Here is a 15900-nt window from a genome sequence, read left to right as displayed (position 1 = left end):
GGTTCCTAGACAGCTCCACTTCACAGCCGGAGGCCTTCACCTGTCAGCCGGACTCACCACAGTGAGTAGGCCGGACAACCTCCCTGGACATCACACCTAGCCGGTCCGGAGGTGTTCGAGCAGCTCAATACCGCTTTGGTGGGCAAACTGACCGAGGACAAGGTGCTGCGGGCCCGCAAGCTGCGCATCGACACCACGGTGGTGGAAGCCGACATCGACCACCCCACCGACGCCGACCTGCTCGACCACGGCGTCCGAAAGCTGGGCGGGCTGGTGCGGCGGATCAAGGCGGCCGGTGCCGCGTCGCGGACCGCGTTCCGCGACCGCAGCCGCTCGGCCGGGCGCCGGATCAAGCAGATCAGCCGCACGCTGCGCCGCCGGACCGGCCAGGCGCTGGGTGAGATCCACCGGCTCACCGGCGAAATCGCCGACATCGCGACCGCCACAGTCACCGAGGTGGCCGCGGTGACACGCAACGCCCACCGGGCGCTGGGTCGTTGCCCGTCTCGGCGACTGTAGCGGCTGATCACCGAACTGGAGGACACCGGCGCCGGCACCGAGCGACTGCTCGCCCAGACCGCGCAGCGGCTGGCGGGCAACCGCGTCATCCCCGACCGGATGGTGTCGCTGGCCGACCCGGATGCACGCCCGATCCGCAAGGGCACGCCGCAGCACCGGGACCTGTTCGGCTACACCGCACTAATCGTTGAAGACGACCACGGTTTCATTCCGTTCCACCAGGTCAACAAGTGCAACTCCAACGAGGCGCGGCAACTGGTTCCCGCTGTCGAGCAGGTCGTCGGGGCTCCTGGCCGCGTCCCGGCCACGGTGGTCGGCGACCGCGGCTTCGGCACCGCCGCCGACGACAAGGCACTGGCCGAACTCGGGGTACGACACATCGGCCTGCAACGCGGCGGCATCCTCAGCAAGACCCGCCGTAAACACGAACGCACCCGAGCCCTCCGACGAATGCGTAACTGGCGCATCGGCGTCGAAGCACGAATCAGCCACCTCAAACGAGGATTCGGACTGCGCCGCAGCCGCATGCGCCACCTCACCGGGGCCCGGACCTGGATCGGGCTGGGCATCTTCGCCTGCAACCTCCGGCGGATGACCGTGATCACCCGGTGAACACGCCCCGCGACCGACGCGGGTCCGAAACCACCGGACTCGAAACCAAACGGCGACACGCCCCGGACTCGCCAAACCCCCCCGACCGACTATTTCAGGGGCAAGTAGCTAGCTGTGCTACCTGGCGTGATTTTCCCGCAGATCCGACAGACCCGAGTGTGGAGGAAGTCGCAGCGAGCGGAGGTGACGCGTTTGGATCGACGAGGACACGATGCGAGGGCCCGGCCGAATCTTCTCCGGCGGCCTGAGTCTTCCCTACTGTGTCGCCGCGTGGGACTCCATCTGTCGGTGGTCGATGCTGCTCACCCATATTCGCCGGCATGTGCTCGGCGCCGAGTGGCTTGTTTCTGTAGATGACCACGAAATCGTGTGGGACGAGGATCTTCAGGCCGTCGATTCCGCCCGCGAGTGATTCAGCCTCGTATCATCGCGACATGACGATTCTTATGGCGCGGCCGGTGCGCGGAGTCTCGGTGCGCTCGAAGAAATCGCCGGGCAATTGTGCGCCCGACTGGGGCCACGCCGTAGTGGACTTCGAGCCGATTCCCGACGGCGAATCATCGTCGGTCGAGTTCGCCTGCGCACCGTGCCATGACACCGAACTCAACGACGCTCTCGCCGAGGGAGCTCTGATCGAGCTGGCGGGCCGGTCGTATGAGTCGTCGTCCTCGGGCAGGTTCTCGGACATGCCCCAGGCGTATGTGATCACGGACCGGTCGAACAGGTCCATCATCGGGGACAGGAACACCTTCCGTTCCCCTACCACGCCGGATGCTCGGCCCGCTCGGTCGAACGCGCTCGCCGTTTCCACCGCGACCGGCCCGGTGCCGTGCAAAACTCATGCCCCCGGGTTGCCCGACGACACCGCGGTGAACACCGCACGTTCATCAACCGGGGCGGTACCACCACCCTGCGGACGCACAGTGAACTGCGGGAGCAACGGCTCGACCGATGCCCACAACTCGTCCGGGACGAGATGTTTCGACAACTCATCGACCACGAGTCGAACATCATGCAGCACAGCCCATTCCGGCGCAACATGAACGAATCACGAGTTCGGCCACGAGTTTCTCGCCGGTGATGGAGCGTTCCACCAGATGCAGCAGCGACTCCCGGGTATGTTCATCGACCATCGACGCGATCTTCACCGCCGACCATCGACAGTGGAGTTGAACTGGAAATCCAACGCCCACACCGCGCGGTGGCCGCTGGCACCGACGAGGACCCGAGGCGTTTGCGTCGGTGATGCGCCCGCACCTGCAGGTCCTCCTGCTTCCACAATCGATGCACCCGTTTGCGGTTGACCCGATGGCCCTCGTCGAACCGCAACGCCGCCCACGCCCGACGGAACCCATAACAAGGGTTCTTCCTGGCGTATCCGCGCAGCCAAGCCCTAACGCTGGCGTCGGGATCGCCCGGGGTTTGATCGAGCGGCAGCCGCCGGAACGTGGACCGATGCACCCCGACGACCTTGCAAGCGAACCGCTGCGACATGCCCTTGATCTGCACAAGCATGCCCACCGCCCGCCGCTTGGCCGCCGGGCCTAGAAGTTTCCCCGAGCGATCTCCCGCAACGCGTCTTGATCACTTACCGCACATATGATTACGACACCTGCATGAGTTTCGCGATGAACCCGACCGGCTGATGCTGAGTCGAGGCCATCACCACCACCGCCCGACGCATCCGGATCGGCTGCTTACTGCATCGCGCGATCGGTGCCAGTTTGCGGCCCGCTTCCGGGGTCACTGCTCTGGCGAACACATCCGGCTTGCGAGCCACGCATCACCTCGACCGGCAGCATCACCGGTCACCCGCCGATGATCAAGCCGCCACCCCGGGCCGCGGGTTCCAGCATCATCCTTCCCGGACACGGCACTAGCTCAGCAATACAGAACTGCCCCGAAATTCGATCTAGGGTCTGAGTCGTTCGACCGGCTTGAGTCTCCTGAAGGGGGACCGGCCTAGGCTCCCGGTCCCCCTCCAGAAACGGGTATATGACCCCCTCGGCCGGCCACCCAAAACGAGAAGGTCGAGATCCTCTGCCAATATCCGCGGCTGATTCTGGTGGAGAAAATTTGCCGCTGAAACCGATGAACAGTATGCGGCGGATGCGTAACAGCACGCACTGGATTCCGACCGTGGAAGGCGACCGGCTCGGCCGGGTCACCTACGCCCTCCGTTACGCCGACAAGCGGGGGCCGCTGAAGATGCTCGACCGGCTGGTGTCCGCCTTATGTCTGTTTGATGTACCCCAAACCGGCAAATGCGACTGGCCCTTTGTGGAGGTGGTGCCCGTACATACACGGTGGCGCGAGAGGCGGGACGGGATGACTGCGGCATCCCCGGGGCGAAGGCTGTTCTCTACAGGGGGTGTGTTGCGGCGGGTGGGGGCATCGAGAATGGCTGGTGTGAGTTTTTCCGGGCGGTGGGATAAGGTGATTCGCCATCTTCGCCAGCGTATGGGTTCGCTGGGCCCGGGGCTGGGCACAGCCGCTTCCCGCCCGACGCGCGAGGCCGGCCGGGCGGTAGGGAAGGCGACCGACGATATTGTCGGCGCCGATAGCGAACTCGGCCACGGCATTCATCGACAAACAGGCGGCCTCGGCATCGGCACCGGTTCCCGGCATCCTGTGTCGGCGGGTGGGGCGGTGACCGACCTGTCGCATATGCCGCTGGTGGGGGCACTCGTCGACGCCGCTCACGCGGGAGAGATGGGTCCTGTTGAGTTGACGCGAGCGTTCGCGGGGCTGGAACGTCGGTACGGGCCCTTCCGTCTCGCAAACCTGAAGGCTCGCCACGAGCTCAGTTCGACACAGGACGGAAAAACGTTACCAGAGAGGATTTCACTGCTCGCCCATGTTCGCGACGACGCCGGCACGCACGCCGGAATTGTGATATATGAATTTTGGCGCGACAAGGACGGCCTGCTGGTCGCCACGAATGAACTCACGCAGCTGCACAAGAATTTCACGGGCAAAGGGTTCTCCACCGCGTTCTCCGCGGCGACCGAGGCCTACTTCCGCCGCTGCGGCGTGGACCGCATCGAAGTCCATGCCTCCTTGGACGACGGGGGGTATGCGTGGGCGAAAGCGGGCTACGACTGGAACCCCGCCATGCTCGAATGGTCCAAGGAGTTGATCCAGGATCGTATCGACACCCTCATTGGCGACGAAGTCGTCTCTTCCGCCGCCGACACCGCGGTGCTGGAAGGGATCAAGCAACGATTCGACGGACCGGTAGTCGGGTTCCCCTCACCGCAGGAACTGGCCCTGCTCACCGGGGACGACCCCCAGCTCGGTAGGACACTGATGCGGGGATCGAATTGGTATGGGATGAAGAAACTGTGACCACTGTATCGATGTGACCTCGGAATGCCGCGGTTGCCCTCGGCAGGGGGCGTGCCGCAAAGGTAGCGGGGTGGGGTGTCCAGAATGGGGCGGTGTGGTTTTCTCCGAGAAGGCTGGATGAGGTGCTCCGCCATCTTCTCCGGCGGGCGGGTTCGCTGGGCCCGGGGCTGGGCACGGCCGCTTCGCGCCCGACGCGCGAGGCCGGCCGAGCGGTGGAGAGGATGACCGGCGATATCGTCGGCGTCGACGCCGAACTCGGCCGCAGCCGTCACTGGCATCCGAACGACACCGACACCGGCACCAGTGCCCGGGAGGGTGGGTCGCGGGTGCCGGCTCGGGCGCCCATGGCGGTGACGGATCTGTCGCATATGCCGCTGCTGGGGGATCTGCTCGATGCCGCGGACGCTGGAGAGATGGGCAATGGTGAGTTGACGCGGGCGTTCGCGGGGTTGGAACGCCGCTACGGGCCCTTCCATCTCGACAACGTGGAAGCCCGCCACGAACGCGGTTGGACGTTGGCCGGCAAAGGATCACCGGCGAAGCTCACCGTGCGTGCCGAAGTCCGCGACGACACCCGCCAGGAAGCCGGCACGGTGCGCTACGAGTTCTGGCGCGACCGCGATGGTTCCCTGGTCGCCGGGAACGAACTCACTGATCTCAAGGAGAACTTCCGCGGCAAAGGGTTCTCCACCGCGTTCTCCGTCGCGACCGAAACCTACTTCCGCCGCTGCGGCGTGGACCGCATCGAGCTACACGCCGGCTTGGAGGACGGGGGATACGCGTGGGCTAAAGCGGGTTACGACTGGAACCCCGATCACACCCTGCTCAAGAGGTCGATCACTCGCATGCGCAACCATATCGACACCCTCCTCGCCAATGGGTCTGTTCCCTCCGCCGCCGACGCCGCGGTGCTGGAAGGTATCAGGCAACGATTCGAGGGCCCGGTAGCCAGGTATCCTTCACCGCAGGAATTGGCCCTGCTCACCGGGGACGACCCCCACCTCGGTAAGACACTGATGCGAGAGTCGAACTGGTTCGGGATCAAGAAACTATGACCCACCCCGTCACCGCCGTAGGGATACCGGCCAGGATCGCCGAGACTCGCGCGCGAGTCTTCCTTGCCCGCAAGCATCGCCACGCCCCCTGCCTGGGAGGTAGTGGGTTGCCGCGGCAGGTGAGGGGTCGAGAATGGTTCGGTGTGGTTTCCTTCCCGGAGGTGGGATGAGTTCTATCGCCATTTGATTGGCCGGGTGGAGTCTTTGGGGCCGGGGCTGGGCGCCGCCGCTTCTCGACCGGCGCGCGAGACCGGCCGGGCGGCGAGGAAGACGACCGATAACATCGTCGGCGCCGACGCCGAACTCGGCCGCAGCCATCACTGGCATCCGAACGACACCGACACCGGCACCAGTGCCCGGGAGGGTGGGTCGCGGGTGCCAGCTCGGGCGCCCATGGCGGTAACGGATCTGTCGCATATGCCGCTGCTGGGGGATCTGCTCGACGCCGCGGACGCTGGGCAGATGAGCATCGGTGAGTTGACGCGGGCGTTCGCAGGGCTCGAACGCCGCTACGGGCCCTTCCACCTCGACAACGTCCGCGTTCATCTGGAGAGGGGAGCGACGGTTACGGGTGAAGCCCTGCCGGGGAAACTTTTCATGCGCGCCCGTGTCCGCGACGATACCGGCCAGAACGTCGGCCGGGTGCGCTACGACTTCTGGCGCGACAAGAACGGCCTGCTGGTCGCCGGGAACGAAGTCGCGAAACTCAAAGAGAACTTTCGCGGCAAAGGGTTCTCCACCGCGTTCTCCACCGCGACCGAGGCCTACTTCCGCCGCTGCGGTGTGGACCGCATCGAAGTCCATGCCTCCTTGGACGACGGGGGGTATGCGTGGGCGAAAGCGGGCTACGACTGGAACCCCGACCCCACCCTGCTCGAGGCATCGGCCAACCTGATGCGGGCCCGTATCGACGCCCTCATCGGCTACGGAATCGTTTCCTCCCCCGCCGACGCCGCCCTGCTCGACGGGATCAAGCAACGATTCGACGGCCCGGTAGCCGGGTATCCTTCACCGCAGGAACTGACCCTGCTCACCGGGGACGACCCCCACCTCGGTAAGACACTGATGCGAGGATCCAATTGGTACGGGATGAAGAAACTATGACCCTCTCTCCCCAAGAGCGTGAGTTCATCCGCCAACGCAGCGCGGCCTCCTCCACCCACTTCATGCGGTTCGTCACCGAACGCGGGCTGGACATGGACCCCGACACCTGGCCCGAAACCGACCGCCACGAATTCGACCACCAAGCCCGCCAACTCATCGAAGAATGGAAAACCCGCGCCCGCGAACTCTTCGACCTCTGAACCCACCCTGCTCCCCCCCGCGGTGTCGGTCACGATCGAACACCACCACAACGCCCACACAGCCCGATAGAGCTGTCAGATCCTGGACGGGCGTACCATAATCGAGAACCGGCTCGTCGTGGACGGTGTGGATACCGACACGGATTACATGGGCGATCCCACCCTGGCTAGCGGCGAACCAGTCAGCGGCGCCGCGAACACCTCCGGCCACAGACCGGCCACCGAACTCGACAAGACGCGCCGACATCACGCGCTTCATCCATTCGTTCACCGATCTACACCACCCGCCCTCACCCCCGTGAACATGAGCGTGCGAAAAACCGGAAAACCCCCAGGTGAAACCCAGTGCAGATACTATCTGCGCGATGCACGCGAGAGGGGCGGGGGCCGGGAGTGATGAGGGAGTCCCGGCCCCCGGCTACCCATTCAACCCGACCAGCCCGCCGCAGCAGTGGACAAAATGCACCCGCCGTAGTTTGCCCCGCCCGTGCTGCGGCGGCGGGACACACCACGGACGGGAACAACATCACGTGGCGAGGGTTTACCACCCGAGTGGGAATGTTTCCGGGAAGCCATCCGTATCGCCACAATAGATGGCACGGCAAGCGCAGTGTTGATTCGTGGGCGGGAGCCGGTTATATGCAGGGTGGTGGTGTACTGGCTTTCCGTGTGGCTGTCATAGGCCTTGCCCATGTGCATGTGCGCGATCACCTAGCTGTGATCGAGGAAGACCCTCTGCTCACTCTGAGTGCTGTATGGGATCCAGACCCCGCGCTCGCCGAATCACTGCCGCCGCAGGTAGTGGTGGCCGATGCCCTGCACGTCGCCGTGAACTCGGCTGACGTTGTCGTCATCGACTCGGTCACGAGCGCACACGCCGATCTCGTCCCGATCGTGGCCCGTACCGGCAAGCCGGTCTTCGTCGAGAAGCCCCTGGGACGTGACGGTGGGGAAGCGCAGCGACTGGCCGCGCTGATCGCACGAGCCGAAGTCCATTTCGCCACGGGCATGTTCCTGCGGTGTCTGCCCGCGATGCAGCGAGCCCGCGAGGTGATACGCGAAGGCAGGTTGGGGCAGCTCATGCGCACGCATGCCCGCTTCGCTCACCCAGGCCTGGATGACGGGGTATTTCGTGGCTCGGCGGCCTGGATGCTCGACCCCGAGCAAGCAGGCTTCGGCGGGTTCGGGGACCTCGGCACGCACCTGCTCGATGCCTTGCTGTGGTTACGGCCGGGGCACGATCTCGAGGTCGTTCAAGCTCAGTTGATCGAGGCACCGGGGGTCGGGCTGGATATCGGCGGTTGCGCTGCGTTCGTCTGGGATGACCAGGTGCCCGCGACCGTCGAGGCAAGCTGGGCCGCCCGGCCGGGCGGCCTGCGGATCGTTATCGAGGGTACGGCCGATACCGCCACGATCGACAACGGGACACTCACCTTGGCCAGCGGACCGGCATGGACCGCGCAGGCGCCCGATGCCAAGGATGCGCTACGGGCCTTCATCGCTGAGTTGCGTGGCCAGTCTGTGTGGGAGGCGCCGGTAACGAGCCAGGCAGTGCGAGTCGCACGATTGCTCGACGACGTCTATCGGATTGCGGCGATATCGGCAGGTTTGTCGTGACTTGGTGAAGTCAAGTCTGATTGGGGTACACCCCATCGCCGGGCTCGGCAGAGGCGCGTACAGCGTCAGGATGAGGTGGTTCTTGCACCGTCCTGACGCCGTTCGGCTGGACTTCACCCTTCTCATCCGAGTCCTGTCGTCTGCTCAGCCTGCTCGGTTCCGTCTCGACGAATTCCGCTCCCTTCGGTGGGCATCGGGTCCGAATGAGTGGGTTAGCGACCGGGCTATGGGCGGGTCACCTCGGTGGCGTGGAGGTTGCGCAGGGTGCCGTCGCCCGCGTCGTACTGGGAGGGATCGCGGCGCCTGCCAACTCGATGTCCACTATTCGGGTGCAACAGGCCCATCTCGGCGGCGACATGAGCGATCGGCCGGGTCTGGCAGCGTTGTACGAGCCCGTAGCGGCCCTCGGCGGTCAAAGGGGCATTACCGTGAATCACGGCGGTTCTTTCGACTTGCGGCAGACGGGGAGATTGGCGCTTCACATCCTGCCGCCGAAAGAACCGCCCGTCAGCTCATCACCTCTGCCACCGCGTCACCAACGTCACAACCCGCAACAGCTAGCTCGTGAGGACGGGTGTGATCGGCAATTGGGGGGCCAGCGAGACGCTCTTTTCGATCTGAGCTCCAATTGAGAAGAGCATCCCCTCCGACCTTGGTGGACCAACGATTTGAAAGCCGATAGGGGTTCCTTCTGCGGTACGGCCGCACGGCAACGCAAGTACCGGGCAACCCGTCAGGGAGATGAAGAATGTAATGGCAATCCAATCGATGTAGGTCATGGTTGCGAAACCGTCGATCGATTTGGGCCAGCTCCAGTCGGCAGGAAAAGCTGGAAGCGGCGCTGTAGGGCAGATGAGGACGTCGTGGTCGTCGAAGAAGTCGATCACTCTGTGGGCCAGCTCTCCCCGTGCTCGCTCGGCTTCTCGCAGACGTTGTGAGGTAAGTGCCCTGCCAAATTCAATGTTCCAGACGATATCGGACTTCAGTAGCTCGCGCTGGGTCTCGAACAACTCGTCGTGCAGGCTGGCAAGCAGATGCGCGCGGAGAACCTGGAAAGTGTCGTACGCCCCGCTGAAATCGGGGCAGTCGGTGGTCACGTCGCCGCCAGCCGCCTCTACGTGCTTGACCGCATCTCCAACAACCCTGCGCACCTCGGCGTGGACCGGAAGCGTTCCGAGATCGAGCGAGAACCCGGCACGGAAGCGCCCGGGTTCTCGGTCGACCCACTTGCGGTAGCGCGTGGCGGGTTCTCTACTCAATGGATCGTGCCGATCTGCACCAGCCATGGCATCGAGCAGTAGCGCTGTGTCACGAACGTCGCGTGCCATCGGGCCCTCAACGAAAAGGGCGTCGAAGGGTACAGCGGGGCGTCCCCGAGCAATCGTCCCGGCAGTCGGCCTTAGTCCTACGGTTCCGTTGTAACCGGACGGAGTACGTAGACTTCCGCCGAGGTCATTGCCGGTCGCTAGCCATGCCATTCCTGAAGCGAGAGCCGCAGCTGAGCCGCCGGAGGATCCACCAGCCGTACGGTCTAGATGCCACGGGTTTCTAGTGACCCCCCATATTTCGTTATACGTATGGCCGCCCGCGATTTCCGGAACGTTGGTCTTGGCATACGGAAGCGCTCCAGCTGCGCGCAATCGGGCTACCACGGCGTCGTCCTTCGGCGCCCGATGCTCTACTGCGCCTCGGAAGCCGTTAGTGGTCAACTGGCCGGCTACATCGTTATAGTCCTTTATCGCGACAGGGAGACCGGCCAGTACGGCTCGAGCGGTTCCCGGCACTGGAGGTGTCCACTTCGCTGCGGCGGCCCGGGCGGCATCGAGGAAGCGGATGGGTAGGGCGTTTACGCGGCCATCCACAACGGCGATGCGCTTCTCCAGCGAATCCAAAGCATCGGTAGGACTGATTTCCCCCACACTGAGCATGGCTACCATCTCTGTGGCGCTTCGATTGATCAACTCCGTCATCTCGAAATCTCCTAAGTCAGTACAGTTCCTTAGGCGGCAACTGCAGCTTCAAGATCAAGCAGTCAGCATTTTTTCAAAATTCCGTTGCAAGAGAACAAAGGCAGGATAAAAGCTGTGTTGAAAATCGGGTGCACCGCATTCCATGAAACAATGTGATCTGCGGTATACCTTGTTTTTCGGGCGTATCGGCAATAGATTACAAATGCTAGGCGGTGGCCACAACCTGGCGTCTGCCTACTGTGAACCCCCCAGTCTGAGGGGGGTGCATCAACCTCGCGAGCCCAAGTCGAATACGTTTATCTGCCGCGGTTTCCTGCGCGAGATTCCTTCCGGTAAGAAAAATGCGACAGAAACTTTCCAACGAGACGCACGGCCACCTGGAGTCGGCGCTCAGGGAAAATCAGTACGACACCTGGATTGTTTTACAATATGACTGCCTCTGATAGCGGCAGCGAAATGTCTAGGACTAAATTGCGCTCTCCGGGAGTCTTAGCCGGCCAGCAACGCACTACCAGCGGATTCAATCAGGCGCTCGCCGACCCGAAGGCATCAATAACTGCAGACGAATCGGTCACCCACCCAAACATGCGCTCGATCAACAAAAGTGAGGCCTGATGGAAGTCGTCTCCTTGCAGTTCCTCGGTGCAATCGGCCGGTACGATAGCCCGGTAATCTCGGAACATGGCATCTCGGACGGTCGATTCCACACAGACACTTGTGGTGCAGCCGGTGATGATTAAATCCTTAACGCCTAATCGCGTCAAAGTGGCGTCCAGTTCGGTGCCATAGAAAGCGCTGAACCGCGTCTTGCTCAGCACGATGTCTCCAGGCTTCGGAGCAAGTTCGACAAGAATCTCTGTGTTCCAGGTATCAGCGACCCGCACCTGGCCATCTCGACGGTCAGGAGTGGCGACACGCTCGCCAACCTTCACCGCTACATGCGTAAGCCAGTTCTTTGAGTACCCGGGCCCCATGTCGGAGAGATCCGATCGATAGCCATGCTTCATGTAGATCACGGGAATGCCTTGCATGCGCGCCGTTTCGATCACTCGCGCAATGGGTTGTACTGCGCGGCGGATGACGGATGTGTCGAATCCCGCGAGGTCCATACCTCCCCCAACCGCTCCGAAGTCGTTCTGCATATCTACGACGAGCACAGCCGTGCGCCCAGCAGTCAAGCTCAGCGGCTCCGGCCGGGCGTTGAGGGTAAGGGTTCGCTCGCCAGGGCTGGCGTTGCTGGATTTCGCTGCTGACGTCATGAGTCTCTCCCTTGTAGTGCGTGGACCTCGACGTCGATCCGACGAGGTCGGCACGTCAAGCCCGAATCGGCGCCGAACGAATCGGCCAGACACCATCCCGGCCAGCTGAGCCGGACCTACAAGATTACAGGATCACATGCAAATTGCGCAACTGAATCCTAAATCGATTCCCTTAAGTGTTGCGCATTTCATGGGAGGCTATGTACAGTCAGTGGATGGTACGAACGGGATCGGCCCCCACTAGAGCTCGACAGCTGCGAGATACCTTGCGCACCGAGCTACTTGCTGGGCGGTTCCAGCCTGGAGAGCGGCTGCCGGTGAACGTGCTCGCTGAGCGATTTGAAGTGAGCGTCACCGTTGCAAGAGAAGCGCTTACAGTCCTATCGGCGGACGGGTTGGTCACATCCGAGCCGCAGCAAGGTTTCCGAGTTGTCGACCTTTCGGTCGAGCACCTCATGGACTTGACCTCTGTACGAGTAGACATCGAATGCTTGGCTCTGCGCAGAGCCGTTCGAGAAGCCGATCTGCAGTGGGAGTCGGCAGCGCTAGCTGCACACCACACACTCGCCTCGACTCCGCTGTTCGAAGCCGACGGACAGGGGGTTTCTCACCATTGGTCCCTAGCGCACAGCGTCTTTCATCGAGCCCTGGTTCAGGGGTGCGGCAGCTCGATCCTGCTGGAGTTGAGGGACCGGCTTTGGGATGCCAGCACTCTGTACCGATCTTGGTCAGCAACGATCGACAAGGTATACGTGCGCGACGTAGCCGTTGAGCATCGGGAGCTGCTGGACGCGGTTCTAGCCCGCGATGCCGATCGAGCGGCCGCCCTTCAGGCTACCCACATCCGTAAGACGACGGATTCGATACTCGCTGCGCTCCGAGTGCACACCGACGAAGACGCAAATCGCGATCCACTTGGTCCCGCATTTTGACCCCCTAATCAGTGTGGCCGTGCCGCCTACGTCAGGTTGCCGATATCACGCTGAACAGCAAAATCGAAGGAAGTATATGGTGGTCTCAGAAAACAACAAGGGCGGTTACTCATTCGTCCCCAGCAACCTCGGCTTTGCTAGCGCGGTGGTGCGTGCGTTGCCTGGCATGGCGATCGAGTGGGCGGTGCTGCCCAAGGCGGTCTCAATCTCTGATGGATTTGATGCGGCCAGGCGTCACCTCGAATTACTTGGGCGGCCTCTGGAAGCCCTCTGCGGCATCGATCTGAAGCTACCGTACGCGCTGGCGCGCGCTAACTTCAGTGCGTTCAACCGAGAGTACATTGCTAGACTCGATGCTTGGGGGCTCCGGACGGCGGAGGGCTGCCCGCTAGCAAGAACAAACGTATCTCCCAGCATCAACCCGCCGGTCGAGCCGTCAGTGCTCTCTTTCTCCTATACGGTCCCCACTGACGAGGGAACAGGCACTTTCGTCGTCTCCGGCGTGGGGGAGTTGCCTGACGACACTGTCATTCCCGACGGTGTCGTCCGACATCGCGAGACCAGCCATGCGGCGTTGCTGGAGAAAGCCGCGTGCGTGGTGGAGGTGGTCGACCACCGTCTGAGGGCCATCGGTGTCGACTGGGACAGTTCCATGACAGTCCAACTCTACTCTGCACATGACGTGACATCTTCCGTGCAAGGTCTCCTTGCCCAAAAAGGTCTCGCACCGACCCACGGCTTGATCTGGCATGATGCTGCCCCCCCGGTAGACGACTTGGAACTGGAGATCGACGTGCGCGCCTACCGTCGTCAGCTACGCCTTCCGCTCGGCTAATGCAGCCGTGCCTCTCCGAGGCGTCTCCTCAAATTTCGAGTGTTTTGCATACCTGCCTCTGCGCGTGATACGGGGCCACACCCTTTGAAAGGAAATCTATGCGTCTGGCCACCTACCACGAAGAACACCGCCTCGTCGCCGCGTTCGTTCTGGATGGGCGGCTCGTTCCCGCCGTCCACGCTGCCCGGGCCGCTGGGATCGAAAATATTGAGACGTTCAGCAGCGTGCGGAACATCCTCAGCCTCGACCGCGAGACGGTCGACCGCGCCCACCGTGCGGCCCAGCTATTCGAGCAGTCACCACTGGACATCGAGGAAGTCCAACTAGCGCCGCCGATTCCAGACCCTGACAAAATCGTTTGCCTCGGCCTGAACTACCTTGACCATGCAGCCGAAAACGCTCTAGCTGCGCCGCCTGCACCTATGCTGATTGCCAAGTACCGCAACTCGCTCACCGGTCATCGGTCACCGATTCACCTACCCGCTGCATGGTCCACTCAGGTCGATTACGAGGGTGAGATTGCCGTCGTCGTCGGCGCGACACTCAGTAACGCTAGTGAGTCCGAGGCGATCATCGCGGCAGCCGGTTGGATGCCGTTCAACGACGTTTCGGCCCGCGACCTTCAACTTCTCACCCCGCAGTGGACGGCGGGCAAAGCAGCTGACAGCTTCGGCCCCTGTGGACCGTATCTCACAGTCGACGACGCGCTGACGTCAAGCGACCTCAAGCTGACGACGCGCCTCAATGGAGAGATCGTGCAAGAGGCCGTCGCAGCGGACATGATTTTCTCGGTCGCGCGGACGCTGAGCTTCCTTAGTTCGTTCATGACCCTCGTGCCGGGCGACATTGTGGCAACCGGCACGCCCGCTGGTATCGGTTTTCGCCGTGAGCCTCAGCGGTTCCTGCGCGCTGGCGACACAGTGGAGGTACAGGTCGGAGACTGCGTACTCAGCAATCCAGTGTCAGGTCCGCAATAAGCCTGTCATCATCTCTCCAGATTAATCAGCATCTGTCAGCGATTCTCGCTGGCTGTCGGCTTGCCCTGCACCTATTCACGGCGCACTGCGACCGCGTTGGAACGTCATCATGCCCGACGCGGACGACGTATCACTGCCCGGTCTAGAGGCACTGATGCGCCGACGATTTTGTCGACAGCCGCAACACAGCTCGTTCCCGAAAAGCGATAACAGGCCGACCCTTCGCCCGAATAAATTCAGTAATGCAAGGAGAAACAATGTCACAAGCACGAGTCGTTAGGAATAATGACGGCGAATTTGTATGGCCGTGGAACGTAAAGGCATCGGGCGGACATACTGATGGTCGATTCGATTTCTTTGTCGGCGAGATAGGTTACTTCAGTGGTCCGCCGCTTCACTTGCATCGAGAGCAGGACGACACGTTCTATATTCTTGAGGGCATTCTAGCAGTACAAGCCGATGACAAGATCCTCGATCTTCATCCGGGGGACTTTGTGACTGTACCTCCAGGGGTGCCTCACACTTTCGATAATATCCGCCGCAACCAGCGAGTGCGAGCAATAAATCTTATGACACCAGGTGGGTACGATAAGGCTCTTACAGATTTCAATAGCATCGGCGGAGGATTTGAAGATTTCGACGCCGTTCGGGAGGTGGGCAACCGCTGGGGAGTGGAGATCGTCGGCCCACCGCTGCGGGACAAGCTGGGTATATCCAAGTAGGTCCGACTGCTGAAGTCGGCAGTGGTTGCCGCACGCGGGCGGCCATTACGGTCTCCGACGTGCGGGGGTGCCACCCTCGCAATTGCTTACCCATACTGATTTCCCTTGGATGGACTTCAATAGACTATAGCAACGATGACTAGTTGGGGCGGTTCCAGGCATAACTCGCAATTTATCGGCACTGACAGTCTCAATCTGCCATGTCGGTTACTCAATGGCCACACTCAGATTGTGTCTCACGTCGTTGTGACTGGTTGTCGGTGGGTCGCGATGGACTGTGCTCGGTTGTGCCGCGTGATGTTCGGCCGTGTCGGACAAGTTGTCGAAACGTCTCGTTCCGACGAGCTTTGGGCGATGGTGGAGCCGTTGCTGTCGAAGTTCGGGCCACGACCGCAGGGTGGGGTACTGCTGCGGCCGACGAGCGGGCGGTGTTCACGGCAGTGGTATTCGTGCTGACCAGCGGGTGTGCGTGGCGGATGCTGCCGCCGTCGTTCGGGGTCACGGTACCGGCGGGCGCACCGCCGGTTCACGGTGTGGACCGAAGCCGGTCTCTGGCGGCGGCTACATCGCGCGGTACTCGATGAGCTCGGCAGCGGGGGCTTGATCGACTGGTCGCGTGCGGTGATCGACGCAGCAAGCGGCCGGGCGAAAAAGGGGGGGATCTCCGACCGGCCCGAGCCCGGTTGACTGCGGCAAGTCCGGCTCGAAAATCCACCTACTGTCCGATGGCTTGGGAATGCCACTGTCGGT

At 62.5% G+C, this 15900-nt stretch carries 14 protein-coding genes and 4 pseudogenes; 11 read left to right on the top strand and 7 right to left on the bottom strand.

Going from position 1 to position 15900, the window contains the following annotated elements; translation table 11 throughout:
- Window positions 1–111 precede the first annotated feature (111 nt).
- A pseudogene (locus ACWEH3_RS34465) lies at window positions 112–1131 on the top strand (transposase); the annotation flags it as partial.
- A 424-nt stretch (window positions 1132–1555) separates the two neighbouring features.
- On the opposite strand, the gene ACWEH3_RS34460 reads toward ACWEH3_RS34465, so the two are convergent.
- The 4 genes and pseudogenes from ACWEH3_RS34460 to ACWEH3_RS34445 all read right to left on the bottom strand — a co-directional run bounded on the left by ACWEH3_RS34460 (window position 1556) and on the right by ACWEH3_RS34445 (window position 2646).
- On the bottom strand, window positions 1556–1897 hold the full coding sequence (locus ACWEH3_RS34460) for a hypothetical protein (RefSeq protein ID WP_450025838.1): 342 nt from the start codon (window positions 1895–1897) through the stop codon (window positions 1556–1558).
- 96 nt (window positions 1898–1993) lie between these two features.
- Window positions 1994–2131: pseudogene (locus tag ACWEH3_RS34455) on the bottom strand (IS5/IS1182 family transposase); the annotation flags it as partial.
- A 10-nt stretch (window positions 2132–2141) separates the two neighbouring features.
- Window positions 2142–2264 carry a hypothetical protein gene (locus ACWEH3_RS34450; RefSeq protein WP_450025840.1) on the bottom strand — a complete coding sequence of 41 codons (123 nt, stop codon included), beginning with the start codon at window positions 2262–2264 and terminating at the stop codon, window positions 2142–2144.
- On the bottom strand, window positions 2254–2646 hold the full coding sequence (locus ACWEH3_RS34445) for an IS3 family transposase (RefSeq protein ID WP_450025842.1): 393 nt from the start codon (window positions 2644–2646) through the stop codon (window positions 2254–2256). The genes ACWEH3_RS34450 and ACWEH3_RS34445 overlap by 11 nt, the downstream gene beginning before the upstream one ends.
- A 594-nt stretch (window positions 2647–3240) precedes the next feature.
- Between ACWEH3_RS34445 and ACWEH3_RS34440 the strand changes: the two genes are divergently transcribed.
- The 5 genes from ACWEH3_RS34440 (at window position 3241) to ACWEH3_RS34420 (ending at window position 8455) form a co-directional block, all read left to right on the top strand.
- Window positions 3241–4479 carry a hypothetical protein gene (locus ACWEH3_RS34440; protein WP_450025844.1) on the top strand — a complete coding sequence of 413 codons (1239 nt, stop codon included), beginning with the start codon at window positions 3241–3243 and terminating at the stop codon, window positions 4477–4479.
- 221 nt (window positions 4480–4700) lie between these two features.
- Window positions 4701–5534 carry a hypothetical protein gene (locus ACWEH3_RS34435; protein WP_450025846.1) on the top strand — a complete coding sequence of 278 codons (834 nt, stop codon included), beginning with the start codon at window positions 4701–4703 and terminating at the stop codon, window positions 5532–5534.
- 195 nt (window positions 5535–5729) lie between these two features.
- The gene (locus ACWEH3_RS34430) at window positions 5730–6638 is read left to right on the top strand and encodes a hypothetical protein (protein WP_450025848.1); all 909 of its coding nucleotides are present in this window, start codon (window positions 5730–5732) and stop codon (window positions 6636–6638) included.
- A complete protein-coding gene (locus tag ACWEH3_RS34425; protein ID WP_450025850.1) occupies window positions 6635–6838 on the top strand; it encodes a hypothetical protein in 204 nt (67 codons plus the stop codon). Before ACWEH3_RS34430 ends, ACWEH3_RS34425 begins: the two co-directional genes overlap by 4 nt.
- A gap of 396 nt (window positions 6839–7234) precedes the next feature.
- Entirely contained in the window at window positions 7235–8455 is a 1221-nt protein-coding gene (locus tag ACWEH3_RS34420) for a Gfo/Idh/MocA family protein (protein ID WP_452358480.1), read from the top strand.
- A 296-nt stretch (window positions 8456–8751) separates the two neighbouring features.
- On the opposite strand, the pseudogene ACWEH3_RS34415 reads toward ACWEH3_RS34420, so the two are convergent.
- The 3 genes and pseudogenes from ACWEH3_RS34415 to ACWEH3_RS34405 all read right to left on the bottom strand — a co-directional run.
- Window positions 8752–8892 (bottom strand): annotated as a pseudogene (locus ACWEH3_RS34415) (IS481 family transposase); the annotation flags it as partial.
- 120 nt (window positions 8893–9012) lie between these two features.
- Window positions 9013–10425 carry an amidase gene (locus tag ACWEH3_RS34410; protein ID WP_450025852.1) on the bottom strand — a complete coding sequence of 471 codons (1413 nt, stop codon included), beginning with the start codon at window positions 10423–10425 and terminating at the stop codon, window positions 9013–9015.
- Between the two features lie 524 nt (window positions 10426–10949).
- Window positions 10950–11684: a cysteine hydrolase family protein gene (locus ACWEH3_RS34405; RefSeq protein ID WP_450025854.1), complete on the bottom strand. Its 735-nt coding sequence runs from the start codon at window positions 11682–11684 to the stop codon at window positions 10950–10952.
- 200 nt (window positions 11685–11884) lie between these two features.
- On the opposite strand from ACWEH3_RS34405, the gene ACWEH3_RS34400 reads away from it, so the two are divergent.
- The 5 genes and pseudogenes from ACWEH3_RS34400 to ACWEH3_RS34380 all read left to right on the top strand — a co-directional run.
- Window positions 11885–12616 (top strand): GntR family transcriptional regulator, encoded by a 732-nt coding sequence (locus tag ACWEH3_RS34400; protein WP_452358479.1) that lies wholly within the window; start codon window positions 11885–11887, stop codon window positions 12614–12616.
- Between the two features lie 76 nt (window positions 12617–12692).
- Window positions 12693–13451, top strand: coding sequence for a 2-amino-5-chloromuconate deaminase CnbZ (gene cnbZ, locus ACWEH3_RS34395; protein WP_450025858.1), 759 nt, complete (start codon window positions 12693–12695; stop codon window positions 13449–13451).
- Between the two features lie 98 nt (window positions 13452–13549).
- Window positions 13550–14428, top strand: a complete 879-nt coding sequence (locus ACWEH3_RS34390; RefSeq protein ID WP_450025860.1) for a fumarylacetoacetate hydrolase family protein — start codon at window positions 13550–13552, stop codon at window positions 14426–14428.
- Window positions 14429–14685: 257 nt separating this feature from the next.
- Window positions 14686–15150 carry a cupin domain-containing protein gene (locus ACWEH3_RS34385; RefSeq protein ID WP_450025862.1) on the top strand — a complete coding sequence of 155 codons (465 nt, stop codon included), beginning with the start codon at window positions 14686–14688 and terminating at the stop codon, window positions 15148–15150.
- 297 nt (window positions 15151–15447) lie between these two features.
- Window positions 15448–15900, top strand: a pseudogene (locus ACWEH3_RS34380) (transposase); the annotation flags it as partial.

This window comes from Nocardia sp. NPDC004718, assembly GCF_053601535.1.
This window is presented reverse-complemented; position numbering and strand designations above follow the sequence as displayed.